The organism is Amycolatopsis sp. NPDC104863 (assembly GCF_055582965.1).
This window is the reverse complement of the sequence record NZ_JBVJOW010000006.1, coordinates 438,809-464,838: the sequence shown is the minus strand read 5'-3', so window position 1 is coordinate 464,838 and position 26,030 is coordinate 438,809. Positions and strand designations below refer to the sequence as shown.

Here is a 26,030-nt window from a genome sequence, read left to right as displayed (position 1 = left end):
GCGCCCCCACCGCGTCCGTTGTGCTTTCTCCGCTCGCAGTCCTGGCGGGTTTCCGCCGCGAAGAGGTCACCGGCTCACCGAGTGACCTCGGGTCTCGAGCGGCTTTCCGGATCCCGGGTAACCCGCTGCGGCGCATGCGAACCGCCAACGGCGAGGGTCGAAGGTTTTCCCCGGAATCCGGCGCGAAGACTTGACAACGCCGGCGAACCGACCGGCGCCCGGGCCGGGGTCATCCCGCGGGCGGAGTGACCGGTCCGGCTGAGCGCCGCTTGGCGGCGATCAGCCGGCGCAGTGCGTCTTCGCCGAGGCCACCCCAGATGCCGTAGGTCTCTTCGGTCGAGATGGCGTGCTCAAGGCACTCGGCCCGGACCGGGCAGCTCGAGCAGATCTCCTTGGCCGACTGTTCGCGGTTTCGGCGGGCGAAGCCGCGCTCGTTGTCGAAGTGGAAGAAAACCGCAGCGTCCATGCCGCGGCACGCTCCGCGTATCTGCCAGTCCCAGTTTTCGGCGACGACGGCGGGCAGACGGCTCACGTCGGTCATCGGGCAATCCCTTCCGTCGACGGCCGGGCCGGCCGCTGACCGGAGGACTACCCGGTGTTTGCCGGGTAAACCGGGCTCTCGCGAAGATCACCCGCGCGGGTGCGGTGTCGCCGGGCGGGTGACCGGGTACGCGCCCGGAATGAGCATCCCGAGCATCTTGGTCTCCGGCGCGAGCATCGCCGGACCGGCCGCCGCGTCCTGGCTGGCCTCGGCAGGATGGGACGTCACCGTCGTCGAACGCGCCGGGCAGGTGCGCGACGAGGGGCAGAACATCGACATCCGAGGCGTCGGGCGCGCGGTACTGCGTCGCATGGGGCTGGACGACTCCGTCGCACGCCACCACACCAGCGAAACCGGCCAATCCTTCGTCGACGCGGACGGCCGCGCCTACGCCCGGTTCCCCGCCGGCGGCGGCGAAGCGGACACCGGCCCCACCGCGGAACTGGAGATCCTGCGCGGACAGCTCGCCCGGCTGCTCCAGGAGCACTCCGCCGACGCGGTCGAGTACGTCTTCGGCGACCGGATCACCGCCCTGCACGACGACGACCGTGGTGTCGACGTGGAGTTCGCGCACGGCGCCGGGCGCCGGTTCGACGCCGTCGTGATCGCCGAGGGCTCACGGTCGCGGAGTCGTGACCTGGTCTTTCCGGAACCGGCGCTGCACGAGCTCGGGCTCCTCTTCGCTTACGCCACGATCCCGCGCACCGCCGACGATGACCGCCAGTGGCGCATCCACGTGGCCGGGCACGGCCGCCTGGTGCACCTGCGGCCCGACAACGTCGGCACCACCCGGGCCATGCTGACCCTGCGCACCGGCCTGCGCGGTCTCGACCAGCTCGACACCGGCAGCATCACCGCGATCCTGCGGGCGACTTATCGTGACGTCGGCTGGCAGGCCCCGCGGATCCTCGCCGCCCTGGACGACGCGCCCCTCTACGTCGACCAGATCACCCAGGTCCGCCTCCCCGCCTGGCACCACGGACGGGTCGCGGTGCTCGGTGACGCCGCCTGGTGCGCGGGCCCGTTCGGCACCGGAACCACCAACGCGCTGGCCGGTGCCTACGTTCTGGCCGGCGAGCTGGCCGCCACTCCGCACGACATTCCGGCGGCCTTCACCCGTTACGAACACATCCTGCGCCCGCAGACCGACCGCGCCCAGGCCGCCGTCATGCCCCGGATCGGACATCCGCACACCGCGTGGCAGCGCTCGCTGCTGCAGGCCGGCTTGCGTGTCCTCGCCGGGCCCGCGGGCAAGGTCCTGAACCGGATCCGCACCACGGCACCACCGGTCGACGTCATCACCCTGCCCGACTACCCGTCCCACGCGGGCGGGCGCGCCTGAACACGACCGAGGTCGCGTCAGCTCGCCGGCGCCTGGCGGTTCAGATCGGAGATGACGCAGCCGGCCAGCCGGTCGCCGGCGTCTCGCGCGTGGACCACGCACAGCTTGCCGGTCGCGCCGTCTTCGTCGGTGACGATCGCGGTGGCCGGTTCCGCGCAGGGGGTGTGGAGCCGGTCGTAGTCCCACTCGCGGTCGCAACCGGGGTCGGCGCACCAGGCACGGTCGCCGCCGGCGCGCAGCGTGACGCCGTGGGCCGGGCAGATGCCCCACGGGACGTCGCACAGCCCGGGATCGCGGGAAACGCGGACCCGGGCGAGGCTTTCGGCGGTCCGGGAGAGCTCGTCGGTGTAGTCGCTCAGGTCGTGGGTCGCCTTGGCGACGGGCCGGGCTAGCCGGTGCAGGCTGTCGTCGGGCGCGGTCTGCAACCGGGCGGCGACCTGCGCCGTCCGGGTGGCGAGCGCTTCGGCGTCCGCAGCCAGTGCGCGCAGCTCGGCCGGCGAGGGTTCGGGCGTGGTCGGCTCCGACATGATCGTCCTCGGTCGTGCGGAAGGGTGAGCGGACTGCGCAGGTACCCCGAACTCGCCGTCCTCAACCGCCTACACGGCCCCGCTCGTCTCCGCGTGCCACGGAGGCGTCACGTCCGGAGCGAAGCGGCGCCAGAGCGCCCGGGCCTCGGCCAGCGGCGTTCGGCGATCGACGTGCAGCGCCGCCAGCGAGGGAAGCGTGGCGCCGGATTCGAGCAGTGAAGCGAGCTGCGCCGGATCGACGCCGAGGACCCGGACGTGCCGCTGGTGCGCGATCAGGTGCAGCCCGGCCACTTCGACCCCGCGAACGTCGACGTGGATCAGGCTCGGCAGGGCCGCCAGCTGCGCCACATCCACGGAATGCTTGAGCCCCTTGACTTCCAGCCGCCACAGGCGGTGCCCGGCCAGCGCGTCCAGGTCGGCTCGGTCCGCCTCGATCGTCAACGCCTCCAGGGCCGGGAAGGAGGACAGGTCGCCGGTGACGTGGGTGGCGCGGTTGATCCGCAGCTCACGGAGGTTCGGAAACCCGTGCAGCACGGTGAGGTCGAGCGTGTCCGCGTCGTTGACGTACAGCTGCTGCACCAGCTCACGCTCGGCGATCTCGTGCGTGGCCAGGTTCCCGATCGCCGGAATGTTCAGCACCTCGCTGTGCTCGCGGAACGTGCTGTCGCGCAACGAAACCTCCGGGTCGAGGAACACCTCGCCCTCGTAGTCCTCGTACCTGCCTGCGTGCAGCGCGTCGACGACCTCGGTCAGCATCGCGGTGATCGAGGGCGCGACCCAGCGCGGCGGGCCGTGGATGTCACGGCCGTACTCCAGTACCTGGCCCGCGCGACCCGAGGGGCCGGGATCAAGATCCGCGCACAGGTGGTTCATCGCCCGGTCGCCGCCGAAGGTGAGCCACCAGTCGCTGCGGGAAAACCGTTTGACGTGACCGAACGGCGGGGTTTCGAACACCACGCCGGTGTCGGTGACGCTGTCTTCCCAGCCGTACGAGCCGGGCGAGCCTTCGAGGTATTCGGCGAGCACACGGTTCAGCGGGGTGCACGAATAGGGACCCAGCAAGCCGGTTTGCCCAGGATCACCGTCCGCCACGCGGTACAGCGCGCGCAGGTCGTCGGGCAGGCGGACGCCGATGCGTCTTTCCGCGGCCGCGAGGTCCGCTTCGGTGCGGCCGGACGGCCACGGGGGAGTGTGGCCTTTGACGCGCTCGTAGTGCCGCGCGAACTCGGCGCACAACCGGGTGATCTCCGCGAGCACGGCGGGGTCCGTCGGCGCTCCGACCGGATCGGCCGCGAGGGGACGCCGGAGCCCGGGGCGCGGGTGGTTGGGGTAGCGGAAGCGGTCGTCGAACACGAGCCAGCCGTCGTCGTCCGGGGCGAGCGCCCCACCGGCGGTGAGGTGGTACGCGCCGTCCGCGCTCAAGTGCAGCTCGTACGTTCCGGGCCGCGAGCCGAACAGGCCGCTCAGGTCACCTGTCCGCACCCACTCCTTCGCCGGGCTCCACGCGTCGATGGCCAGTCCGCCGGCGACCCGCACCCGCAGCACGGCTTCCCCTTCGCCCGCGCCCTCACGCAGGGCGGTCGCCATGATGTGCGCAACCCGGTCGAAATCCATGCCGGGCGACGCTAGCACGGGGCAGCGAGACCCGGGCGCCGGTGATCACGCGGCCGAGTAGGGTGACAAGCGGTTGAGCAGCCAGCCACGCCCGCGCGCAGCGCGATGTGCCCGCCGACGCTCGCCTCACCCAGCCCGTCGACGGCGACAGCTTCGTCAACGCCGTCCGTCGGATCGGAGCAGCCTGTGGTCACCTTGGACATCTGGTACCGGCATCCTGGTCCGGACACCACACATCCGGACGGAGCCACCGTGGTGGTGGCGCTCGCCGGGCAGCTGAACGCCTTTCTGGACCAGGTGCTGGCCGAGACCGAGGACGACGCGCTGCCGCCGATGATCCAGGTGGCGGTCGCCGACGACTACGCCGCACCGGTGCTGGAGGTCGGCCTCGGCCCGGAGTACGGCTTCCTCCACTGCCTGTCCCGCGACAGCAGCTGGTCGGTGGAGGACGCCGGCCGGGCGGGCTTCGTCCAGTACCGGTACCTGGCGGAGGTGCGCGAGATTCCGGCCAACGCGGAAATCCCGCTCGCCCAGGTTCGCCTGGCCCTCGAGCAGTTCCTCGCCACCGGAACCCAGCCCAAGGGTGTCACTTGGCTGAGGCGATGAAGGTGTGCTTCCGGGCGAGAAGGTCCGGCCGGCTGCCGTGACGCCGGTCACTGCCGGTTTGCCGGATCGTGGGGCCGGGCAGCCTGCTGCCGGATCCAAAGGGTGTTCGGCTTCACGGTCCGGGGGTGGGCATGGCGCGGTGGGAATACCGATGGCCGGCGGCCGTAGCGCTGGTGGCCGTCACCTCGGCGGCATTGGTCTCGGCCGCGGCTCTCGGCCACCCCGGTCCAACGCGGACGCAGGCGGAGCCGCCGAAGCAGGACGTCGCCGTCATGTCGGCGCCGCCGATCGCCACTTCGCCCGCCCCACCGGCCGAGGAGTCCCGCGCACCGCAACCGGTCGACGCGGCTGCTCCGGTTTTCCCGCGGGCTCCGGCGAGTGCCGGGCCGGGGCACTCGCACGTCGTCATCGACGACGAGCAGCCGGTATCGGCCGTCGGTGACTGTACCTCGGCGGAGATCACCGCCACCCTCGTTTTCCGGGGCTCGGCCATGGGCAGCCGTTATGGCGGGATCCAGTTCACCGCCGCTGCCGGCGTGACGTGCACTTTGCCCGGCTCGCTCCCGGTTTCGATCCTCGGCGCGCCGGCGCTGACGGTGCAGTCCGACGCCTCTCCGGAAGCGGCGGCCGTGACGATCTCGGACGGCTCCTCGGCGTACGTGCCCCTGCGGTGGTCGGTCGTGGAAGCCGCCGAGCATCAGGCGACGCCCTTGTCCCTCCGGGTCGTCGCCCCGGCTCGGGTCTCGCCGCGCGGCGAAAGCAGCGTCCCCGAAATCGTGCTGCGCTGGAGTTTCGGCGCGGTTGACGCCGCACCGGGGAACAATGATCTTCGGCTCGGGACGCTGACCGGGGGTGCGGTGCCGGTCGACCGGTGACACCGCTCGTCCGCCACTTCGTGATTCAATACGCCTCCACGAGGAGGCCGGATGGGCAACACCGCCGGGACGCGGTTCTTCAGCTCGAGCGAGGTGGCTCGGACACTCGGGGTGTCGCAGGTGACACTGCGCACCTGGGAGCAGCGGTACGGGATCGGCGCCGCGGAGCGGGAAGCCAACGGCCGGCGCCGGTACACGCTCGAAGACGTCGACCGGCTGCGGCGGATGCGGGCTCTGCAGGCCCAAGGGACCAGCGCGGGCGACGCCGCGCGGCTGGTGCTGGAGCGCTCGGCCGCCGGGGTGACCGCCGGGCAGCGCCGGCAACGGCTCGCCGAGACGGCGGAGCAGCTCGACCTGGCCACCATGGGAGGCCTGGTCGAAGACGCGCTCGGCAGTCTGGGGGTGGCGAAGACGTGGACCGAGGTCGTCGCGCCGGTGCTGCGCGCCATCGGAGAGCGGTGGGCGCGCGACGGTGACCGCACTGCCATGGCCGCGGAATGGGCGCTGGCGGCGGCGGCCTCCGGGGCGGTGGACCGGTACCAGGCGCCGGCGCCGCGGCGGGCCGGTCTTTCCCCGGTCGTCTTCGTCTGCGGTCCGGCGGAGCGCCACGAGCTGCCGGTCAAGATGCTCAGCGCCGCGCTGAACGACGACGGGGCGCCGGCGATGTTCCTGGGCGGCCTGGTGCCGCTCGACGTCCTGCGGGTGGTCGCCGGCCGGTTCGCGCCGAGCGACGTGGTGGTCTGGTCGATGACGGCGCAGTCCGCGGACGTGCGGATCTTGCGGGTTCTGCACGGCGAAGGCGTGCCGGTGCGTCCGGCCGGCCCCGGCTGGCGGGGGCTGCCGACGGTGGGTGAGCCCCTGCCGCCGTCCTTCACCGCGGCGCTGGCCGGGTTCGGCGGCTGACCGTCCGGGCGACTGTCCACGAGGGTGGCGTCATCGCCGCTTCCGTTCCAGGGCAAGGTTTTTTCGATCAGGTCAGGGTTGGTGGACTTCGATGAACTCGCCGTACGGCAGCCGTTTGATGATGCCCGTTTCGATGCTGTGCTCCAGCACCTCGCGGTCGGCCCGCTGCAGGCCCGGGCAGAGCCGGTACGTGAGGGAGGGTGAGCACGAGGAGAAGGCGATCGCCATCGCGCCGATCGAGGTGCGGACCGGTGCGTCGCGCGGGCGCCGGAGAGTTTCCTTTCCAGGAAGGGATAAGTCAGCAGCAGTTGCACGAGAACCGCGATTCCGACGGCGCCGGCGAAGAACATCGGGGCACGGTGTGGTCGCCGATGTGGAGCCCCCGCGGCGCCCAGATCGGCAGCAGCCCGTCGGCCCACCCCGTGCACCAGTCCGGCTGCTACCCGCGCATGTTCTTGAAGCCTTCTCGACCTCTTGGGCGACGTGCTTGCATCGAAAATGAATCGAAGAATACGTGCTGGATCGGCGGATTTCGTCCCGGATGACTACCGTGAACCCAGTCATTGAGTCGAATGTGCATCGGAGGTGTCGATGAGCGCGGAGTTCTCCTGCGTGGTGCCGGCCCCGCTGGACGAGGTGTTCGCCTGGCACGGCCTGCCCGGGGCGATCACGCGGCTGACCCCGCCGTGGCAGCCGGTGCGGGTCGGCGCGGAAGCGGACTCGCTGCGAGACGGCACGGCCGCGCTCTTCCTTCCCGGCGGGCTTCGCTGGGCCGCGGCGCACCAGGCCGCGGGCTACCGGCCGCCGCACCAGTTCGTCGACCGGCTCGCCACCCCCGTGCTGGCGTCGGTGCTGCCCTGGCGGCACACCCACCGGTTCGACGCCGATGGTCCCGGCCGCACGGTGGTCACCGACCGCGTCGAGACACCACTGCCGACGGCGTTCCTGCGGGCCATGTTCGCCTACCGCCACCGGCAGCTGGCCGACGACCTCGCCGCGCAGCGGCGGTACTGGCACGAGCCGCTCACCGTCGCGGTGACCGGCGCGAGCGGCCTCGTCGGCTCGGCGCTGACCGCGCTGCTGACCACCGGCGGCCACCGCGTGATCCGCCTGGTCCGCCGCGAAGCCCGTACCCCCGACGAACGGACGTGGCGGCCGGAGGATCCCGAGGAGAAGCTGCTCACCGGGGTGGACGCGGTGGTGCACCTGGCCGGGGCCTCGGTGGCCGGCCGGTTCGACGGGCGCCACCGGCGCGCCGTGCGCGACAGCCGGCTCGGCCCGACCCGCGCGCTCGCCGAACTGGCCGCCCGCACGCCCGACGGGCCCGGCGTGTTCGTCTCGGCGTCCGCGGTCGGGTACTACGGCCCCGAGCGGGGAGACGAAGTGCTGGGCGAGGACGCGGCCCGCGGCGACGGGTTCCTGGCCGACGTCGTCGACGAGTGGGAGGCGGCCGCCGAGCCCGCGGCCGGCGCCGGGATCCGCGTCGTCCGGGTGCGCACCGGGCTGGTGCTCAGCCCGCGCGGTGGCGTGTTGCGGCTGCAGTACCCGCTGTTCGCGGCCGGGCTGGGCGGGCCGCTCGGCGCGGGCCGGCAGTGGACACCGTGGATCGGCCTCGACGACCTGACCGACGTCTACCTGCGCGCGCTCACCGATCGCACGCTCGAAGGCGTCGTCAACGCGGTGAGCCCGGAGCCGCTCCGCAACGCCGAGTACACCCGGGTGCTGGCCCGGGTCCTCGCGCGACCGGCGGTGCTGAAGGTGCCGCGGTTCGGCCCGGAGCTGGTGCTCGGCCGCGACGGCGCCCGCGAACTGGCCTTCGCCGACCAGCGGGTGCGACCGGGCCGGCTGATCGAGGCCGGGCACGTGTTCCGGCACCCGCGGCTCGAAGACGCGCTCGCCCACCTGCTCGGCCGGGCGAGCGCCCCGGCCGAGCGCCCGACCGTAGGAGAACCGGTATGACGACCGTGCACCGTTCCGCTCCCGCGCCCGTCGTGCTGGCCGGCTTCGTCGCCGTGGTGGCGGTGGTCGCCGCGGTCGGCAGCCTCGCGGCCACGCGGTCACGGGCCGTCTACGACGGGCTGAACCAGCCGCCGTGGGCGCCGCCCGGCTGGCTGTTCGGTCCGGTGTGGACCGTGCTCTACCTCCTGATCGCCCTGTCCGGCTGGCTGTTCTGGCGCGCGGGCGGCACGCGGCGCGAGTTCGCCTGGTACGCGGCCGGCCTCGTGCTCAACGCGGCGTGGACGCCGTTGTTCTTCGCCGCGGGCGCCTACACCGTGGCCCTGGTGGAGATCGTGGCGCTGGACCTCGTGATCGCCGGGACGGCGCTGGTGTTCCGCCGCCGCTCGCCGGCCGCCGCGGTGCTCCAGCTGCCTTACCTTGCGTGGACCCTCTTCGCGACGTCGCTCAACGCCGCGATCGTCGTGCTCAACTGATCGGACTGCTGTGATCGACACCCTCCTCGACCGTTCCGTGGTCCTCGGCTACTCGCGCGCGGGCTACCTGCTGCGCCGCCGGACGTGGCCGGCCGCCGACCCGCCTCCGGACGCACTGCGCGGCCGGGTCGCCCTGGTGACCGGGGCGAGCTCAGGCCTCGGCGAAGCTGTCGCGAGGGGACTGGCCCGGCTGGGTGCCGAGGTCGTCCTGGTCGTCCGCGACCTCGGGCGCGGTGAAGACGCGCTCGCCCGCGTCCGTGCCGCGGTGCCGGAGGCCAAGGTCCGGACCGCCCGGTGCGATCTGGCCGACTTCGCGTCGGTGCGCGAGTTCGCCGCCCAGGAGCCGCGCGTGGACGTCGTCGTGCACAACGCCGGTGTGCTGCCGCCCCGGCGTGACGAAAGCGTGGACGGGCACGAAGTCACGCTGGCCACGCACGTGCTCGGGCCGTTGCTGCTGACCGAGCTGCTCCGCCCCGCATTGCGCGCGTCCGCGGACGCGCGGGTGATCCTGATGTCCTCCGGCGGGATGTACACGCAGTCCCTCGCCGTCGACGACCCGGAGTACCTCGCCGGCCGCTACCGGGGTGCGACCGCCTACGCGCGCACGAAACGCATGCAGGTGGAACTGACGCCGCTGCTCGCCGAGCGCTGGCGCGCGGACGGCGTCGGCGTGCACAGCCTCCACCCCGGCTGGGCCGACACCCCCGGGCTCGCCACCTCGCTGCCGGCCTTCCGGCGGCTCGTCGGGCCGCTGCTGCGCACGCCCGACGAGGGCGCCGACACCGCGATCTGGCTCGGCGCGACCCGGCCCGCGCCACCGACGGGCCGGTTCTGGCACGACCGGCGCGAACGCCCCCGGCACCTGCTCCCGCACACCCGCGCGTCCGCCTCCGAGGCGGAGAGCCTGCTGCGGTACTGCCTGGACGCCGTTGACCGGTGAGCGGTCGATTTCCCTCGAGCGCGGCTCGCCCGGCCGCCTGGCCGAGCCCGCCCGGGCTCTCGCGTAAAGTCCGCGACGGCGAAGTTCAGCAGGCAGCTTCCCGGTCATTGCCTGTCCACGAGCTGCGAGGTTCGCCATGGTGTTCTCGGTGAGCGATCACGGGTGCGCGACCGGGATCTTTCCGGCGTGAGCGCGAGCGAAGGGCTCGAGCGCTGGTGGAGCCGGCAGGTGCTGGACCGCGCTCCCTACGGCGTTGTCGTGATGCGCCGTGACACGCCCGCGGGCTTCGTGTGCGTGTACGCCAACAGCGCGGTCGTCGTGCACACCGGCATGGCCGATCCCTCCGGTGACGCGGTCAGCGAGCGGTTGGCGCCCGACCAGTCTGCCCCGTGGGACGCCCTCTACGAGCAGGTCTGGCGCACGGGCCGCACGGTCCGCCGCGTCCAGCGCCTGGAGGAGACCGGCCGTGACCTCGAGGTCGCGGCCTTCGCCCTCGACGGCGAAGGCCCGGAGCGGCTGGTCGCGATGGTGATCACCGACATCACCTCCCGGACCGAGGACGAGCTCGACCGGGAACGCGAGCGGCGCCGTACCGCCGAGATCGCGCTCGCTCTGCAGCACGCGATGCTCGGCCCCACGCACGACCTGCCCGCGAACATCGCGGTGCGCTACCGGCCGGCCCACGACGACGCTTCGGGCCGCCCGGACGAGGACCCGTTGCTGGTCGTGGGGGGCGACTTCCACGACGTCGTCCCGCTGCCGGGGGACCGGTGCGCGCTGATGGTGGGCGACGTCGTGGGCAAGGGCCTGAAGGCGGCGACGGTGATGGGGCAGTTGCGCAGTGCCGCGCGGGTGCTGTTGCTGGAGAACCGTGGTCCGGCGGAGACGCTGACGTCGCTGAGCACGTTCGCCGCCGATCTGGAAGGCGCGTTCTGCACCACCGTCTTCTGCGCGGTGGTGCACGTGCGCACCGGTCATCTCGACTACGCGTCGGCGGGGCATCCGCCGGCGTTGCTGAGCGTCCCGGGCGCCGGAGGCCACCGACGGCTCGGCGAGGCGGTGGGCACGCCGTTGGGGGTGCCGGCTCGCGGCGCGCGCGGTCAGGACAGCGTGCTGCTGCCGGCCGGTTCGCTGTTGCTGCTGTACACCGACGGCCTGGTCGAGGCGCGGCGCCAGTACATCGACGACGGCATCGACCGCGCCGGCGCGCTGCTCACGGAGCTGGGCGGCCGGAACCTCGACACGGTCGCCGACGCCCTGCTGGCGATCCAGCCCGAGACGTTCCTGCCGGACGACACCGCCTTGCTGCTGTACCGGCACCAGCCCTGACACCCGAGCCACGGGCGGCGGTGTCGGATGCTTTTCAGCCCTTGGCCAACCCCTCGAGCAGTGCCGCCGAGAACTCCTTCGGCTTCTCGATGTGCGGGCTGTGCCCGGTGTCTGCGATGACCACCTCGCGGTAGTGGCCGCCCGCCGCGGCGTAGCGGTCGAGGACGGCTCTGGTCTGGGTGACCATCGGCTGCGCGGGGTGGGTGTCCTCGCCCGGCCAGCCGGGCACCGCGCCGAGCCGGCCGAGATGGGCGAGGTCGAACAGGGAGGTGTCGGACACGATCTGGTCGTCGGCTCCCCGCACCCAGAGGATCGGGGGCTTGGACTCGATCGCGTCGAGGTCGTCGAGGCGGAAGTTGCCGGGCGCCAGGGTGTTGAGCACGCCCCGGGTGCCCGGCGCGACGCCCGGCCACGCGTCGGTCGTGGTGAAGTCGCCGGGGTAGTGGTCGTCGCCGACCCGGGTGGTGAGCATCGACTCGACGAAGTCGTCGAGGCGGGCGGGGTGGAACGGCGGTTTGACGTAGAAGGCCAGCAGCACCTGTCGCGGGGAGAACGGCGACTCGTCCGAGGTGTCGCCGTCCTTGAGCCGGGCGACGAAGTCGGGGTTGGCCCCACCGCCGCCCGAGCCCGTGCCCGCCGCGTCGACCGGCTCGCCGTCCGCGCCCTTGGTGCCGCCGAAGCCGTAGGGCGAGACCGGGTTGACCAGTGTCACGGTGCGCGCGAGCCCGTGGTGCTCGCGCAGCAGCTGCAGCACCACGCCGCCGCCCAGGCTCCAGCCGACCAAGTGCGCGGCGTCGATGCCCAGCGCGGCCAGCGTGGCGGCCACGTCGTCGGCGTAGTCGCGCACGCCCCGCGTCGCGTCCACCGGCAACGGGTCGGTGCCGCCGAAGCCGCGCAGGTCCACCGCGATCGGGCGGTACCGCGGCGGCAGGTCGAGCATCTGCTCCTGCCAGAAGGCAGAAGACGAGACGTTGCCGTGGACGAACACGACCGGCTCGCCGTGCTCGCGGCCCGCCACCTCCAGCACGTGCGCGGTCAGCCGGTCGGTCGGCACCTTCGCCGAGGTGATTCCGTCGAGAAGTGTGGTCACTGCCGTCCCTTTCACGCCAGCCAGCTGGTCACCTGGGACATCGACGCCGACGCCCAGCCCAGCTGCAAGTGGTTCACCGAACCGACCAGTGCCGTCGCGGCGAGGTGGCCGATGCCGGTGCTGTCCAACGCGCTGGTCACGAACACGATGCCGTCGCTCGGGCCGCGGTTCTCGTTGAACACGCCGACGATGGTGGGCGAGCCACCGGCCAGCAGGTACACCGAGACGCCGGCCGGGGTGCCGGCGGACTGGATGGTGGAGATCATCGACCCGGCGTTGATCGCGGCCTGGATGCCCGTCCCGTCGGTGTAGAAACCCTGGCCGCCGTAGTAGGTCGTGTACCAGTCCTGTTGCGAGCCGTCCACGCCGAACGTGCCGTCGAAGCGGGCCAGCATCTGCCGCTGCCCGGGGTAGGTGTCCCAGCCGGCCGTGGGTGTGATCGACAGTTCCGGGTGGTAGGTGTACCTGCCGTAACACGTCATCCTGGTGTGCGGGCTCGGCGCGTTGATGTTGACGCCGCACTCCGGCCAGATCGACAGGTCGTGCGCGTAACCGTGCGCGAACGGGTAGTCGTAGCCACCGTTCGGTCCGCCCAGGGTGATCAGCTTGCGCACGTCGCCGGCGTAGGCCCGTCCCCACGGGGGCTTCACCGAGGAGACGTACATCCGGGTGGACATCTCGCCCTTGCTCCAGCCGACCAGGTCGACCTGGCTCACGCCCAGCCGTGACTTGATCAGCGCGATCGCGTCGCCGACCTGCTGTGCCTGCTGGCGGTTCTCGCCCTGTTTGTGCGCGAAGCCGATGGCGAACACCCGGTACCCGCGGGAGCTGAGGTACTGCATCAGCCCGGTCGACGGGCAGGTCGCCGAGCCGCACCCGAAGCCGCCGGATTCGTTCGGATTGGCCCAGGCCCGGTCGGGGTTGTCGTTGGCGCCGTGGACCAGCAGCACCGGCGTGGCCTTCGCGCCGGTCGACCAGCCGGGTGCGGAGTAGAGCAGGAACCGCGACGAGGACGGCTGCGCCACCCCGCCGAAGAAGGTCAGCCGCTGCCCGTCCTGGTTGCCCCGTCCGTCCGGCGGGTACTGCTCGTCGGCGAATCCCGCTGTGGTGTCGCGGTACCGCTCCACCTTGTCCCACCCGTTGGCGACGGTGCCGAACGTCGCCTCCTTGGTCAGGTAGGCGGGATCGGCGGCGGCAACCGGCAAGGCCGGCGCGGCGACCTCCACACCGGCGACGAGGGCGGCAGCGACCACCAGGCTGAGCAGGCGCACGACGGGCTCCTCACGACATCGGGAGAACTCCGCAACTATGGGCCACCGGCCGAGCCGGGGCAATGTGCGCCGGCCACGCCTCGCGCGCCTCGGACATGGTTGTGGGCACCATATCGAGGGGTGCGGTCACCGGTTCGCCGAAGGTGTTCGGTCCAGGGTGCCTCGGGTGAGGGGCGGCCGCCGCGTCGACGTACACGCAGTGCCCGCTTCGAACACGCGAACGTGACCGTGTCCTCCCTGCACGACAACTGTCCGGGAGGTGCGTCACGACGGGCATCCAGCCGCTCATGCTCCCTCCCCGCACGGGCGTGCAAGAACCCGCTCTCGCTCCGGCCGAAGCGCTCGCAAGGGTAGGACGCGCGTCCGTGAGCATGGCGCGGGTTTCCGGCGGTGTGGCGGCGCCTCGGCCGGGTCAGGCAGCGCCCTGGTGTTCGTCGCCGGTGTCGAAGAAACGGTCCACGTACTCTTCCGGTGGCAACGCGCTGTCACGCAGCAGCGAAAACACCTCGCTGCCGGACACCAGCTTCTCGTTCCCCGTGGCATAGGCCTGTGCGAGCCCCACGTAAGCAGCCCCCATTTCCTTCGCGTACTCCCGCGCTTCCGTCTCGGCGAGCGCCAGCGCCGAGTCGATGTCGACCGCGTGCCACACCGTGACCCGCTCCTCATAGGAAGGTTCGACAGCTTCGGTCCACCGGAAGACGCACCGCACCCCGTACCACTCCGTCATGACTTCGCCCCTTCTCGGCTTCGCGGCAACCCGAACGCCGGAAACATACTGTTCTCGAAGCGAATCATGCCGCAGATCCGGACACGACCCGGTCCGGCGATGCGCCCGACCATCGCGACCGGAAGCCCGGCCCAGGTGGGTATCGCGAGTTCACCGTCACCGAGCACGGGTCGTCGTAGCCGCAGCGAGGAGAGGGATGCGAGGCTCGATTCGGCGAGAGCACGATCCGCGTGGCGTATCCCCTGGGCGACAAGGGTTACCGGTACGCTGACCTCGTCCGGGACTCCGGACGAGACCAACGAGGACCAGGCCGGGGTGTGGGTGCCGGTGATCGGGACCGTCGCCGGCGTGAGCGGGCTCGTGTTTTCGGTCGTGGCCGCCGTGAACTGGCGACGCCGGTACCGCGAGGTGCGCGCCAACGGTTGGCGGATCACGTTGCGTGCGCCCCTCCCTCTCGCCCAGCTGTCCTTCACCCGTATTTGACCGACTTTGGAATGGAAATGACCAAAGGGAATTGGGCCGCGTCCGTCGAGGCCGGAGTCGCCGCGTTCTGCGCGGGCGACGAACCGCCGAGCGACGACGAAGTCGAGGCCCGGCTGACCGGCGCCGGGGTCGAACCCTGGCTGGCCGAGCGGCTGCTGTTCTTCCTGCCGATGGCGTACGCGTGGCGGTTGCTGCCACAGGTCGCCTTCAAGGACACGATCCGGACGCCGAGCGGGCGAGTGCACCTGCCGGCCGAGCCGGTGTTCGTGGCGGCGTTGGCCCGCGCCGAGCAGGCGGACGACGCCGAGCTGAAGCGGATCGCCCTGCACAGCGCCGAGGCCAAGGGGGTCAACCAGCTCGTGGCGCGAGGCTCGAAGCCCGAGAACCTCGTGCTCATCGAGACGGAGTTGAGCGCGGACCTGCCGCCGGTCCGCAAGGGCGACGGGGGTGTGCCGTCGCCGACGGCCGCGTTCGTGGAGATGCTGCGCGATCACGGCGTCCGGCTCGGCCACCGGACGCTTGCCGACGCGCGGCTGCTCGCCCACCCCGCACCGCCCGGTTTCGTGCTGGGCCAGTTCGACTTCGCCGTGACACACCCGGCGCTGGCCGTCCCCCGCCTCGTGGTGAGCCTGCCCGGCCACGGTGGCACCTGGCGTGAGGCCACCGGCCTCGCGCTGCGTAAATTCGCCACGAGTGCGTTCCACCCGCTGCTCGACGGCTTGCTCAAGCCGGGTTCCGCCGCCGATCAGGTCGAGCGGGAACGGTATGACCATCCCGGCGGCGGATTCGACTTCGTCTCGAACACCCAGCTGGTGCTTCCCGCCGGGGTGCCGGTGCCCGACGCGGGGCCGCCGGTGGCGGGGCTGCTGGAAGCGCTGCGCGCCGAGCCCCTCACCCGGCAGGTTCACACGCTGTGGGTCTACGTGTTCGCCGAGGACGGCGAGGTGCGGGCCACCGAAGTGCGGTTGGACAACGCACCCTGGCCCGCAGGCGAGGCCGTGCTGGCCGCCCACGCCACGCCCCGGCTGGAGGGCGAGGTGACGATGCGGCTGTTCGGCCTGCTGGTGCCCACCGAGCAGACTGCCCGGCGACGGCGTCCGCTGCTTCGCCGCCTGAGCCGGTGATCGCCAGTACCGGGACTGCCGCGGATGACCGCGGTACAAAGCCGGGACCCATCGGGTCAGCGCCGATGCGGCATCGAGGCCGGCCACCGTCGGATCGAACGATGCTGTGGTTGGCGCAAGGTGCATCCGGAGCGAGCACAGCAAACGTCCTTCCTGGGCGTGCGAGGCAGACAAGAGCACCAGGTGTGAGCGGCCCGCGGGTTCGTCCTGTGGATCCGGCTCACCCAGAGACCAGGCACCGGCCTCACCCGTTCACCGTGCCTCGTCGTGGCTCGCGGTGTCGAGCTGCGCGACTGTCAGCTGACCTGCGTGGGGCCACCAGCCTGCGACCACCGACATCGGCAAGCAGATCGGGAACCGCCTTCAGCTGTCCATCATCGAAGCCACCTTCGCCAAGTTGCCTGACGTCGGCGACAGCACAAGCGTCATCGACGACCCGGCCCGCTGGCAAGTGAACCCGGAGCCACCCACTCATGACCGAACGCCGCACCCTCTGCGCCGTCATCGCCGCCCTCTTGATTTCGGGGCTGAGTGCCGGCTGCTCATCCAGCCGCCCGCCGAATCCGGCTGAGCCGTCGGTGTCGGTCCCGCCGATCCCCGGGGTCGGGATGAGCGGGGCCGGCCGGTTCCGCGCTGATCCGTGCGCCGCGGTCACCGTCGAGCAGCTCACCGCCCTCGGTTTCACCGGCGGTGATCGCAGCCGCGACGGGAACCGGTGTGTCACAAAGTTCGGTGCCGTCGCCAATGTCAGCACCTCGAACCGCGGCGACAGCCTGCAGATCTTGTATCAAGAGCACGCCTTGGGCCACGACACCGGTAACCACTGGGAGCCGATCACCGTCGAGACCATCTACCCGGCGGTCATCGTCTCCATCGACGAGAACGTCCCCAGCAAACAGGCCGACGGGCCGCGCGGCTGCACCCTCGCACTCGCCGCCGACAACAGCACCCTCGCCTACATCAACGCCGCCACTGCCGACCAGCCCGAAGCGGGTCCGTGGCAGCACGACCCTTGCGGTGCCGCGCAGAAGATCGCCGCGCTCACCGTCGCCAACCTGACTGCGTAGCCGATTCCCGCCGACGAACCGCTGGCCACCCCACTACGCGTCACGTAGTGAGCCTCGAGTCGAGACCGCTGATCTCAAGCAGCTCCGGTGTCAAGCGGGTGCCACGCGGCTGGGGTGTGCGGCTTCCGGCGCAGCCCGCACGCCGGAAGCCGCACGAGTCAGCCGACCTTCTGGATCTTCGCGTTGCGGATGAGCTGTTTGCCCGGCTGGTGAATCTGGTTGAAAGCCGAATCGTTGAGCAGCGCGCAGCTGCCGGAGGTCGCGGTCACGGGGACCGTGATGGATTTGGCGTTGTCCAGGTTCGTGACCTTCAGCATCGTGCCGACCGGGAACTGGTTGCTCGACGCGGCAGGCGAACCTGCCTCGCCGGAAAGGGTGACGGTCGAGCCCGGGCAGACCGTACTGCCGGCCCCTGCCGAGTCCTGGCTGTCCGCTGCCTGGGTGCCGGTGGCTTGGGTGCCGGTGGCCTGACCGCCGTCGGCTGCTGCGACGCAGTCCGCCGCGACGGCTGCGGCTTGCTGGCCGGCGCCGTTCTTCGCCAGGCCTTTCTGCTCGGTGGTCCCGCTGTCCATGCCGTTGGCCATACTTTGCTGTTTGGTGGCCCCGTTCATGCCGGTGGTCATGCCCTGCTGGTCCGCGGCCGCGTTCGAATCCGCCTGCGCGACGCAGTTCAGAAGGGCGGCGCAGGCCTGGCCGGCGGCCGCGTCCTGGGTGGCCGTGGCTTGCCCGCCGGCCGCGTTCGGGTCGGCTGTGCCGGCCATCCCGTTCCGAGCGCTGTTCTGATCCACGGTCTGGTCTTGACCCGCCGTGCTCTGTTGGTCGGCCATGCCGTTTTGGCCGCCGGCATCGACGGCTGCGGCCTGCTGGGCCAGGCACTGCTGAACGACCCCGCAAGCCTGGGCGGCCGCTGCGTCTTGTCCGGCGCCACCGGACTGGTCCGCTCCGCCCTGTTGAACGTCCATGCCGTTCCGGTTTGCCGCCTGGCCCTTCTGGCCGGCCATGTTCTTGTGCGCGGCACCCTTCTTGTGCGCACCGTTCTGAGAATTGTTCCCCTGCTGTGCTGCGCCGTTCTGGTCGGCCATCCCGCTCTTACCGGCTGTGCTCTGCTGGTCCGCCATGCCGTTCATGTCGGTCACGGCCGCGCTGTCGGCGACCGCGGCGCAGTCGACTGCCGCCTTGCTGGCCGCGACTTTCCCTGGGCAACCGGCGTCCTGGCGCCGCTGCTGGATCTGGTCGACCACGGCCTGGCGGTTGGCGATGCGAGCCGGTGACTGTGCGTCCGGAGCCTTCTGCTGGCTCGCGATGAAGCCGAGATTGTTCTGCAACGCGGTATCCAGCCCGGTGCAGCTCCCGGTGGCCGCGTTGCTCGCCGGGCTGCTGAGGGCGATCGCGGTGGCGGTCGCCCCCGCGACGCCCAGCAGGGCGACGAGTCCGATCGTCGCCGGCTTGCGGTGTCGTCCGGCGGTACGCAAGTGGGGCATCAGCCCCTCCTTTCAGGTCGCCACCTCACCACGGCACACGGCAGATCATCCTGAGTGGTTCAGAATTGTTTGGATTTGTCGAGAGCGTGCCAATCGTGTTAATGGTCGCTATCTGCGGCATATACCAAACTCAAGGTTAATGCGAGGTTAGCGCACTCGAAAAGCGAATTTGGCTTGGCTCGGCCGAATTTGCCGAGCCGACAGTCTGTCGACAGACCGCCGGTCACGTCCCGCGGCGTGGTAGCCGGGCTATCGCCGGCCCCAGCCCGCTGGTCCCGATCGCGCGGTCCCGGCTGCGAAGGGCATCTCCCGGACATCACCGTCCTCGATCAGCCGGGGCCGCAGCTGGCTGGTCGGCTCGCTGCCGTTCGCGGGGCTGATCGTGTTCCTGGTGATCGCGTGGCGCCGCGTCCGCCCGGCGCGCCGGCCGCTCATGGTGTGATCACCGCCGGGGCACGTGGTACCGGTGCTCGGGACGGCCCGCGGTGCCGTAGTTCAGGCTGAGGTCCAGCAGGCCGCGGCGCACGAGGTCGGCCAGGTACCGCTGCGCCGTGGCGCGGCTGACGCCGAGCTGCTCGGCCACCTCGGTCGCGGACAGCGCGCGCGGTGCGGTCCGGACCTGCTCCAGGACCTGGGCCATGGTCGCGGGCAGCCGCCGCCGGCCGGCCTGGTGCCCGGCCGGGCCGCGCAGGAGGCCGTAGAGCGCGTCGACCGTTTCCTGGTTCGCGACGTCGAGCCCGTCGAGGCTTTCGCGCAGCCGGCCGTACGCGGCGAGCTGTTCGCGCAGCTGCGCGAACCCGAACGGCTTGACCAGGTAGTAGACGGCGCCCAGCTGCATGGCCCGCCGGACGCTGTCGATGTCCTGCGCGGCGGTGATGACGATGAAGTCGGGCCGCGGCACGGTCTCGTGCAGGGAGCGCATCAGCTCGAGTCCATGTCCGTCGGGCAGGTACAGGTCAAGCAACAGGAGGTCCGGCCGGAGCGTCCGGACCAGCGTCCGCGCCTCGGCCAGCGAATGCGCCTCACCGGCCGCGACGAAGCCGTCGACGCGGCCGACGCCCGTCGCGTGCACCTGGGCGATCCGGTAGTCGTCGTCCACCACCAGGGTCCGGATCATCGGACCTCCGAGGCGAGGACCGGCAGCCGGACCTCGAACGCGCCGCCCGGCCCCGGCGCCACGGTGATCCGGCCGCCGAGCCGGACGACCAGCCGGTGCACCAGGGCCAGGCCCAACCCTCGCGGCAGCCCGCTGCGGGGCGGCTTGGTCGTGTAGCCGTCCTGGAAGACCCGGTCCACGAGCTCGGTGGGAACGCCGGGGCCGCTGTCGGTGACGGACACGGCGATGGCGCCGTCGTCGTGGGCCAGCCGCACCACGACCTCCCGCGGCGCGGGCGTGTCGGCCACGGCGTCGAGGGCGTTGTCGACGAGGTTGCCGACGATCGTGAGCAGCGCGTCCGGCGCCGGCTGGTCGAGCCGCGAATCCTCGGACACGGTCAGCCGGACGTCCCGCTCGGCCGCGATGGTGATCTTGGCCAGCAGCAGCGCGGCCAGCGACGCGGGCGCGATGCGGGAGCGCAGCTCTTCGGCCTGCCCGGTGCTGCCCGCGGAGATCTCGTCGAGGTAGGCCATCGCCTCCTCCTGGTCGCCCATCCCGACGAGCACCGACAGGACGTGCAGCCGGTTGGAGAACTCGTGCTGCTGCGCGCGCAGCGCGTCGGTGAGCCCGGTGACGCTGTCCAGCTCGCGCAGCAGGGCTTCCAGCTCGGTGCGGTCCCGCAGGGTCACCACCGAGCCGACGTCGCGCCCGCGCACCCGCACCGGCATCCGGTTGGCCACCAGGAGGTGCTCGTCGGTCAGCACGATCTGATCGATCCCGTCGCCGCCGAGCACCTCACGCAGACGGCCCTCCGGCACGACCTCGTCGAGGGTCCGGCCCAGCTCCGCGCTCCGCCAGCGCAGCAGCCGCCGGGCCTCGTCGTTGACCATGGTGAGCCGGCCTTGCCGGTCGAAGGCCACGACCCCTTCCCGGATGCCGTGCAGCGTGGCTTCCCGCTCCTGCAGCAGCGACGCCAGTTCGTGCAGCTCCAGCCCGAACGTCATCCGCTTGAGCCGCCGGGCGAGCACGAGCGCGATCAGTGTCCCGGCCAGCAGCGCCGCGCCGGTGTAGCGCAGCAGGGTCGGCACCTCGGCCCAGAAGTGCTGGGAGACATCGGTTTCCAGGATTCCCATCGAAACCTCGCCGGCCAGGGTGCCGTCCGGTGCGCGCAACGGCGCCTTGCCGTTGGCCGAGTCGCCGAGGCTGCCGGCGTCGAGGCCCACGTGGCTCCGCCCGTCGAGGGCGATCACCGGCTCTTCGATCCGCCGTCCGACGAGCGCGGGGTTCGGGTGGGAGTGCCGGATCCCGTCGCGGTCGATCACCACGACGTAGGCGGCGCCGGTCGCGGTCCGGACGTCCTCGGCGACCCGCTGGACGGCGCCCGTCCGGTCCCCGGCGGCGATCCCGGCGCGGACGGCCGGGTCGGCGGCGACCGCTTCGGCCACCGACAGGGCCTGCCGTTCGCTGTAGCGGTCCAGCAGGTCGCGCGTGACCTGCGTGTAGAGCGCGAAACCGAGCACCATGGTCACGACCAGGATCGCGAGCACGTACCCGAGGATCAACGACGAGAGTGCCCTGGGATGGCGCACAGCGGCCTCCTCGCGTCTTCGCCGACGATCCCGGGAGTGTCCTCCACCGCGTGCTAACGCGAGGGAAACCGGGCTGGCAGAACGCGCAAAACCTGCGGATACGCGGGTAACCGGCCAAAGCCGCACAACGCTGTCGCCGGGCCGCGAGGCGGACCTAGGGTCCCCGGCCCATGGACACCTCAACTCCGACGGCGATCCGGCTGCGGAACGTCACGAAGCGGTTCGCGACGCCGTCCGGGCGGATGTACACCGCGCTGGCCGACCTCGACCTCGAGATCGGCGCCGGCGAGTTCTGCGCGGTCGTCGGCCCGACCGGGTGCGGGAAGTCGACCACGCTGACGCTCGTCTCCGGCCTCGAACGCGCGTCCACCGGGCAGGTGCTGGTGGACGGCGGCGAAGTGACCGGAATCGACCCGAAGGTCGGGTTCGTCTTCCAGAACGACGCCGTGCTGCCGTGGAAGACCGTGCTGGGCAACGTCTCCGCCGGGCCGCTGTGGCGCGGTGGTGACAAGCGCGACGTCCGGGACCGCGCCCGCGACTGGCTGCGGCGGGTCGGGCTGTCCGGCTTCGAAGGCCACTACCCGCACCAGCTCTCGGGCGGCATGCGCAAGCGCGTCGCGCTGGCCCAGTCGCTGATCAACGAGCCCGGGATCCTGCTGATGGACGAGCCGTTCAGCGCGCTCGACGTCCAGACCCGCTCGATCATGTCCGACGAGCTGCTGCAGCTGTGGCAGCTGACCCGCCCGACGGTCATCTTCGTGACGCACGACCTCGAAGAGGCCATCGCACTGGCGGACAAGGTCGTCGTGCTCACCGCCGGGCCCGGCCGCGTGAAGGCCGTCTACGAGATCGACCTCCCGCGGCCGCGCACGGTGCAGGAGATCCGGTTCCAGCCGCGGTTCGTCGAGCTGTACCGGCAGATCTGGACGTCGTTGCGCGACGAGGTCCAGCTCGCCTACGCCCGCACGACCACGCAGGCCGCGTCGTGACGGCGCGGATCGCCGCGCCGGAGGAGACGGCCGGTGCGCTCGAGGAAACCACCGCCAGGACCCGGGCGCGGCGACGTCAAGTCCTGGTGAACGTCGCGCGGGTCGCCGTCGCGGTCGTCTTCCTCGGCGCCTGGGAGCTGGCCACGGACTTGAACGTCCTCGACCCGTTCTTCTTCGGCCAGCCCAGCGCCATCGTGCGCCAGCTGGGGGAGTGGTTCCAGCACGGGACGGACGCCGGCTCGATCTGGGAACAGATCGGCGTCACGCTCGAAGAGGCGTTCCTCGGCTTCGGGATCGGGCTCGTCCTCGGCGTCACGTGCGGGGTGGCGTTCGGCCGGGTCCGGCTGCTGTCGCAGATCTTCGGGCCCTACATCAAGATCATGAACTCGATCCCGCGGATCGTGCTCGGCTCGATCTTCCTGGTCTGGCTGGGGCTGGGCATCGAGTCCAAAGTGGCCCTCGCGGTCGTGCTGGTGTTCTTCGCCGTGTTCTTCAACGCCTACCAGGGCACCCGCGAGGTCGACCGCAGCTACATGGCCAACGCCCGGATCCTCGGCGCGTCCCGCGGCCAGGTCACCCGCCAGGTCGTCCTGCCTTCGGCGTTCACCTGGATCATCGCCAGCATGCACATCAGCTTCGGCTTCGCGCTGATCGGCGCGATCGTCGGGGAGTTCCTGGGGGCCCAGCGCGGCCTGGGCCTGCTCATCCAGCAGGCGCAGGGCAGTTTCAACCCGAACGGCGTCTTCGCCGCGATGGTCATCATCGCCGCCGTCGCCCTGATCACCGAAGGCTTCATCGGGCTGCTGGAAAGGAAGCTGCTCGCCTGGCGCCCGCCCGTCACCTCGACCGGCGCGGACCTGTGAACCCCCTGGAACGAAGGAGTTCTTCCATGAAACTGCTCGTCACGTCCGCGCTGGCGGTCTCGTGCCTGGTCCTCGCCGGCTGCGGCGGCTCGTCCACCCCGGCGACCGCGCCGTCGAACGCGCAGGGCCAGACGGTGGTCAAGCTGATGGTCGGCGGCGCCAACAAGCAGATCTACCTGCCGGCGAAGCTCACCGAACGGCTCGGGTACTTCAAGGAGCAGGGCCTGGACGTCCAGCTCTCCGACGAACCCGCCGGCGTCGACGCCGAAACCGCGATGCTCGCCGGCCAGGTCGACGGCGTCGTCGGGTTCTACGACCACACGATCGACCTGCAGGGCAAGCGCAAGTCGGCCGAGTCGGTGGTGCAGCTGCTGCAGGTGCCCGGCGAGGTCGTGCTGTGCCGCACCGACGTCGCGGACCAGATCCATTCGCCGGCGGACTGGAAGGGCCGCAACCTCGGGGTGACCGGGCTCGGCTCGTCGACGAACTTCCTCACCAAGTACCTGGCCGTGCGCAACGGGTTGCAGGCCGCGGACGTCCATTCGGTCGCGGTCGAGGCGGGCAACACGTTCATCGCGGCGATGCAGCACAAGTCCATCGACTGCGGCATGACCACCGAGCCGACGATCTCCGCGCTGCTGAACACCGGGCAGGCGAAGGTCCTCATCGACATGCGCACGGCGGCGGGCGCGAGCCAGGCACTGGGCGGCGTCTACCCGGCTTCGGCGCTGTACATGCAGACGTCCTATGTGGACGCCCACAAGGACGTCGTGCAGAAGCTGGCCAACGCGTTCGTCAAGACGATGAAGTTCATCGCCAAGAGCAGCGCCGACCAGGTCACCGACAAGATGCCGCCGGAGTACTACACCGGCGTCGGCCGCGCCGCCTACGTCAAGGCCCTGGCCGACGAGAAGGGCATCTACACCCCGGACGGCGTCATGCCCGAGGGCGGCCCGCAGACTGTGCTGAACGTCCTGTCCGCGTTCGACCCCAACGTCAAGGGGCACAACGTCGACCTCGCCAAGACGTTCACCACCGAGTTCGCGCTGCAGGCGAACAAGAGCGCCGGCTGACGGCCTAGAGTGGGCGGAAGACCGAGGAAAGGCAGGACGTATGCGGCCGTATCGACTTCTCGCGGCCGCATGCGCTCTGGCGCTGGCCACCGCCGGATGCTCGCCGGCCCCGGTGGCCGGGCCTCCCGCGCCGTCGGCCGGCCCGACGCCCGCCACGAGCCCGTCCGCCCAGGACTCCGCCGTGAACCCCGATCCGGCGAAGTTCGCGCCCCAGGTCGTCGCCCGGGCCGGGGAAGCGGGCGTCGATCCGCAGCTGGTGCTGGCCATCCTCTACAACGAGTCGTACAAACCGCACGACCCGCAGCTCGAGCGCGCCTGGCAGAACCTCAAGCCGGACGCGGCTTTCGGAGTGGCGAACATGCACCGCGCCACCTACGACCAGACCCGCCGCGGGCGGCCGTTCGCGGCCCGGCAGTGGCAGGAGCTGCCCGACGATCCGGACCTCGCCATCCAGGCCGAAGCCTGGTACCTGCACGACCTGGCCGCCCAGCTGCCCGCGAAGCACGACAACCAGTACACGACCGACGAACTGCTCGCGCTGGGCTACAACGCCGGGCCGGGGAACATGAAGGCGTTCGCTCGCGGCACCAAGCCCGGCGCGCAGGTCCGGACCTACCTGACGGACCTGCGCGCGAACTGGGCGAAAGCGGGCGCGGCGGTCGGAAAGCCCTGAAGAGCTCAGCCGAGGGTGGTGAGCAGCGCGGTGAGCGCGGTCTTTTCCCCGGCCTGGTCGGGGCTCGCCGCCCGGAGCTCGCGCAGGACCTTGTCGATCTTGCCGTCGACCTTCGTCCACTCGGCCTTGTTCTTGGGCTTCAACCGGGCTTCGGCGTTGTCCCACTGGAGCTCGAGCTCGTCGACGTGGCTCGTCGCCCCCGCCTGGTCACCGCCGTTCAGCAGGGTGAGGGTGTCCTGGGTGATGCCGCGGAAGACCGACAGGTCACCGAGCGGTGAGGTGTGGACGGGCACCGGCTGCGCCGGGCCGCCGCCGGGCGCCGGCGGCAGGGCGGCCGGCACCTGCGTCGACGTGTCGGCTTGCAGCGCCGAGGTGCGCAGGGTGTACCCGACGCCGCCGGCGACGAGGATCACCGCGAGGAACACGGCTGTCTGCCACACCCCGCCCCGGACCGGTTCTTCGACGGGCGTGGTGGCCCCTCCGGGGATGACGTCGGCCTTCGTGGCCGACAGGTACACGACCGTGACGACGATCGCGGCGACGAAGATCAGGCTCGTCACCGTCGAGCCCAGGCCCAGCCCGCCCTGGCTCGCGGGCTGGGAGAGGTAGTCGCCGAGCGACGCGCCGAGCGGCCGGGTCAGGACGTAGATGAACCAGAACGCGAGCACCGGGTGCAGGCCGAAGCGCCAGGCAAGCGCGGTGACGGCAACCAGCGCGACGACGATGGCTCCGGTCACGAGGTAGCCCAGTCCGAGCACCTCGGCCATGAGGTCGCCGGTCGCCGTGCCGAGGGCGAAGGTGAACAGGATCGCCAGCCAGTAGAACGTCTCCCGGCGGCGGGTGACGATCGAATGGATGGACAGCGTCTTCTCGGACGCGTACCAGACCACGAACGTCCCGGCGAGCAGGACGCCGAACACGAGCGTGCTGACTTCCAGCGGCAGCCCGGCGTTGTCGGTCAGGTTGTCGGTGACCCGGGTGCCGAAGACGCTCACGATCGCGACGGTCAGCCAGTACAACCCGGCGACGTAACGGGTCGCCCGGAACTGGAAGACCAGCGCGACCAGCAGGAGCACACCGGTGACGAGCGACACCCCGCTCAGCCCGAAGCCCAGGTCGACGTTGAGGAAGTCGGCGGCTGTCTCACCGACGGTGGTGCACAGCACCTTGATGAGCCAGAAGTAGAGCGTGACCTCCGGCACCTTGTTCAGGAACGTGCGGCCGGGCAAAGCAGTCCGTACTGAGGTCATGAGCTCGCAATCTCGGCTTCCCGCGGGTGACGGTGTCGCAACTCGGCGCACCGTAACGAGATCCGGGTTCACGCCCCGCGAATGCCGGGTGAGTGAATGGCAAAACGGGGGTTCACGATCGGGTGATCACTCCCGCGGAGAGGGT

At 71.3% G+C, this 26,030-nt stretch carries 24 protein-coding genes and 1 pseudogene; 14 read left to right on the top strand and 11 right to left on the bottom strand.

Annotated elements, in window-relative coordinates:
- Positions 1 to 229: 229 nt before the first annotated feature.
- Complete coding sequence (locus tag ACZ63J_RS32785) at positions 230 to 541, bottom strand: WhiB family transcriptional regulator (protein WP_465400413.1); 312 nt, start codon at positions 539 to 541, stop codon at positions 230 to 232.
- 139 nt (positions 542 to 680) lie between these two features.
- On the opposite strand from ACZ63J_RS32785, the gene ACZ63J_RS32780 reads away from it, so the two are divergent.
- The gene (locus ACZ63J_RS32780; RefSeq protein WP_465400412.1) at positions 681 to 1,883 is read left to right on the top strand and encodes an FAD-dependent monooxygenase; all 1,203 of its coding nucleotides are present in this window, start codon (positions 681 to 683) and stop codon (positions 1,881 to 1,883) included.
- A 17-nt stretch (positions 1,884 to 1,900) separates the two neighbouring features.
- Here the strand turns inward: ACZ63J_RS32780 and ACZ63J_RS32775 are convergent, their stop codons facing one another.
- Both ACZ63J_RS32775 and ACZ63J_RS32770 read right to left on the bottom strand, forming a co-directional pair.
- A complete protein-coding gene (locus ACZ63J_RS32775; protein ID WP_465400411.1) occupies positions 1,901 to 2,410 on the bottom strand; it encodes a hypothetical protein in 510 nt (169 codons plus the stop codon).
- A gap of 69 nt (positions 2,411 to 2,479) precedes the next feature.
- On the bottom strand, positions 2,480 to 4,024 hold the full coding sequence (locus ACZ63J_RS32770; protein WP_465400410.1) for an SMI1/KNR4 family protein: 1,545 nt from the start codon (positions 4,022 to 4,024) through the stop codon (positions 2,480 to 2,482).
- A 186-nt stretch (positions 4,025 to 4,210) separates the two neighbouring features.
- On the opposite strand from ACZ63J_RS32770, the gene ACZ63J_RS32765 reads away from it, so the two are divergent.
- From ACZ63J_RS32765 to ACZ63J_RS32755, 3 genes are all read left to right on the top strand, one after another.
- Entirely contained in the window at positions 4,211 to 4,630 is a 420-nt protein-coding gene (locus tag ACZ63J_RS32765; protein ID WP_465338685.1) for an Imm1 family immunity protein, read from the top strand.
- Between the two features lie 68 nt (positions 4,631 to 4,698).
- Positions 4,699 to 5,505 carry a DUF4232 domain-containing protein gene (locus ACZ63J_RS32760; protein ID WP_465400409.1) on the top strand — a complete coding sequence of 269 codons (807 nt, stop codon included), beginning with the start codon at positions 4,699 to 4,701 and terminating at the stop codon, positions 5,503 to 5,505.
- Positions 5,506 to 5,556: 51 nt separating this feature from the next.
- On the top strand, positions 5,557 to 6,408 hold the full coding sequence (locus ACZ63J_RS32755) for a MerR family transcriptional regulator (RefSeq protein ID WP_465400408.1): 852 nt from the start codon (positions 5,557 to 5,559) through the stop codon (positions 6,406 to 6,408).
- A 75-nt stretch (positions 6,409 to 6,483) separates the two neighbouring features.
- Here the strand turns inward: ACZ63J_RS32755 and ACZ63J_RS32750 are convergent.
- Positions 6,484 to 6,847: pseudogene (locus ACZ63J_RS32750) on the bottom strand (cytochrome bc1 complex cytochrome b subunit); the annotation flags it as partial.
- Positions 6,848 to 6,999: 152 nt separating this feature from the next.
- Between ACZ63J_RS32750 and ACZ63J_RS32745 the strand changes: the two are divergent.
- From ACZ63J_RS32745 to ACZ63J_RS32730, 4 genes are all read left to right on the top strand, one after another.
- Positions 7,000 to 8,367, top strand: a complete 1,368-nt coding sequence (locus ACZ63J_RS32745) for a TIGR01777 family oxidoreductase (protein WP_465400407.1) — start codon at positions 7,000 to 7,002, stop codon at positions 8,365 to 8,367.
- Positions 8,364 to 8,840 carry a TspO/MBR family protein gene (locus ACZ63J_RS32740; RefSeq protein WP_465400406.1) on the top strand — a complete coding sequence of 159 codons (477 nt, stop codon included), beginning with the start codon at positions 8,364 to 8,366 and terminating at the stop codon, positions 8,838 to 8,840. The genes ACZ63J_RS32745 and ACZ63J_RS32740 overlap by 4 nt, the downstream gene beginning before the upstream one ends.
- Before the next feature lie 10 nt (positions 8,841 to 8,850).
- Positions 8,851 to 9,780: an SDR family NAD(P)-dependent oxidoreductase gene (locus ACZ63J_RS32735; protein ID WP_465400405.1), complete on the top strand. Its 930-nt coding sequence runs from the start codon at positions 8,851 to 8,853 to the stop codon at positions 9,778 to 9,780.
- A gap of 186 nt (positions 9,781 to 9,966) precedes the next feature.
- Positions 9,967 to 11,109, top strand: coding sequence for a PP2C family protein-serine/threonine phosphatase (locus tag ACZ63J_RS32730; RefSeq protein ID WP_465400404.1), 1,143 nt, complete (start codon positions 9,967 to 9,969; stop codon positions 11,107 to 11,109).
- Between the two features lie 34 nt (positions 11,110 to 11,143).
- Here the strand turns inward: ACZ63J_RS32730 and ACZ63J_RS32725 are convergent, their stop codons facing one another.
- The 3 genes from ACZ63J_RS32725 to ACZ63J_RS32715 all read right to left on the bottom strand — a co-directional run bounded on the left by ACZ63J_RS32725 (position 11,144) and on the right by ACZ63J_RS32715 (position 14,197).
- Positions 11,144 to 12,199 (bottom strand): alpha/beta fold hydrolase, encoded by a 1,056-nt coding sequence (locus ACZ63J_RS32725; protein ID WP_465400403.1) that lies wholly within the window; start codon positions 12,197 to 12,199, stop codon positions 11,144 to 11,146.
- 11 nt (positions 12,200 to 12,210) lie between these two features.
- Positions 12,211 to 13,470: an esterase/lipase family protein gene (locus ACZ63J_RS32720; protein ID WP_465400402.1), complete on the bottom strand. Its 1,260-nt coding sequence runs from the start codon at positions 13,468 to 13,470 to the stop codon at positions 12,211 to 12,213.
- Positions 13,471 to 13,882: 412 nt separating this feature from the next.
- Positions 13,883 to 14,197 (bottom strand): hypothetical protein, encoded by a 315-nt coding sequence (locus tag ACZ63J_RS32715; RefSeq protein WP_465400401.1) that lies wholly within the window; start codon positions 14,195 to 14,197, stop codon positions 13,883 to 13,885.
- Between the two features lie 500 nt (positions 14,198 to 14,697).
- On the opposite strand from ACZ63J_RS32715, the gene ACZ63J_RS32710 reads away from it, so the two are divergent.
- Together ACZ63J_RS32710 and ACZ63J_RS32705 are read left to right on the top strand one after the other, a co-directional pair.
- Positions 14,698 to 15,804, top strand: coding sequence for a DUF6348 family protein (locus ACZ63J_RS32710; RefSeq protein ID WP_465400400.1), 1,107 nt, complete (start codon positions 14,698 to 14,700; stop codon positions 15,802 to 15,804).
- Between the two features lie 473 nt (positions 15,805 to 16,277).
- Positions 16,278 to 16,871 (top strand): DUF3558 family protein, encoded by a 594-nt coding sequence (locus tag ACZ63J_RS32705; RefSeq protein ID WP_465400399.1) that lies wholly within the window; start codon positions 16,278 to 16,280, stop codon positions 16,869 to 16,871.
- 158 nt (positions 16,872 to 17,029) lie between these two features.
- On the opposite strand, the gene ACZ63J_RS32700 is transcribed toward ACZ63J_RS32705, so the two are convergent.
- From ACZ63J_RS32700 to ACZ63J_RS32690, 3 genes are all read right to left on the bottom strand, one after another.
- Positions 17,030 to 18,352: a hypothetical protein gene (locus tag ACZ63J_RS32700; protein ID WP_465400398.1), complete on the bottom strand. Its 1,323-nt coding sequence runs from the start codon at positions 18,350 to 18,352 to the stop codon at positions 17,030 to 17,032.
- A gap of 442 nt (positions 18,353 to 18,794) precedes the next feature.
- Positions 18,795 to 19,469 (bottom strand): response regulator, encoded by a 675-nt coding sequence (locus tag ACZ63J_RS32695; protein ID WP_465400397.1) that lies wholly within the window; start codon positions 19,467 to 19,469, stop codon positions 18,795 to 18,797.
- Positions 19,466 to 21,037, bottom strand: a complete 1,572-nt coding sequence (locus tag ACZ63J_RS32690; RefSeq protein ID WP_465400396.1) for an ATP-binding protein — start codon at positions 21,035 to 21,037, stop codon at positions 19,466 to 19,468. The genes ACZ63J_RS32695 and ACZ63J_RS32690 overlap by 4 nt, the downstream gene beginning before the upstream one ends.
- A 170-nt stretch (positions 21,038 to 21,207) precedes the next feature.
- Here ACZ63J_RS32690 and ACZ63J_RS32685 point away from each other — a divergent pair, with 170 nt between their 5' ends.
- The 4 genes from ACZ63J_RS32685 (at position 21,208) to ACZ63J_RS32670 (ending at position 24,635) form a co-directional block, all read left to right on the top strand.
- Positions 21,208 to 22,026, top strand: coding sequence for an ABC transporter ATP-binding protein (locus ACZ63J_RS32685; protein ID WP_465400395.1), 819 nt, complete (start codon positions 21,208 to 21,210; stop codon positions 22,024 to 22,026).
- Entirely contained in the window at positions 22,023 to 22,889 is an 867-nt protein-coding gene (locus ACZ63J_RS32680; RefSeq protein ID WP_465400394.1) for an ABC transporter permease, read from the top strand. The genes ACZ63J_RS32685 and ACZ63J_RS32680 overlap by 4 nt, the downstream gene beginning before the upstream one ends.
- 26 nt (positions 22,890 to 22,915) lie before the next feature.
- Positions 22,916 to 23,962: an ABC transporter substrate-binding protein gene (locus ACZ63J_RS32675; RefSeq protein ID WP_465400393.1), complete on the top strand. Its 1,047-nt coding sequence runs from the start codon at positions 22,916 to 22,918 to the stop codon at positions 23,960 to 23,962.
- Between the two features lie 181 nt (positions 23,963 to 24,143).
- Positions 24,144 to 24,635, top strand: coding sequence for a transglycosylase SLT domain-containing protein (locus ACZ63J_RS32670; RefSeq protein WP_465400392.1), 492 nt, complete (start codon positions 24,144 to 24,146; stop codon positions 24,633 to 24,635).
- A 5-nt stretch (positions 24,636 to 24,640) separates the two neighbouring features.
- Here ACZ63J_RS32670 and ACZ63J_RS32665 read toward each other — a convergent pair whose 3' ends face one another.
- Positions 24,641 to 25,885, bottom strand: a complete 1,245-nt coding sequence (locus ACZ63J_RS32665; protein ID WP_465400391.1) for a COG4705 family protein — start codon at positions 25,883 to 25,885, stop codon at positions 24,641 to 24,643.
- Between the last annotated feature and the right edge of the window lie 145 nt (positions 25,886 to 26,030).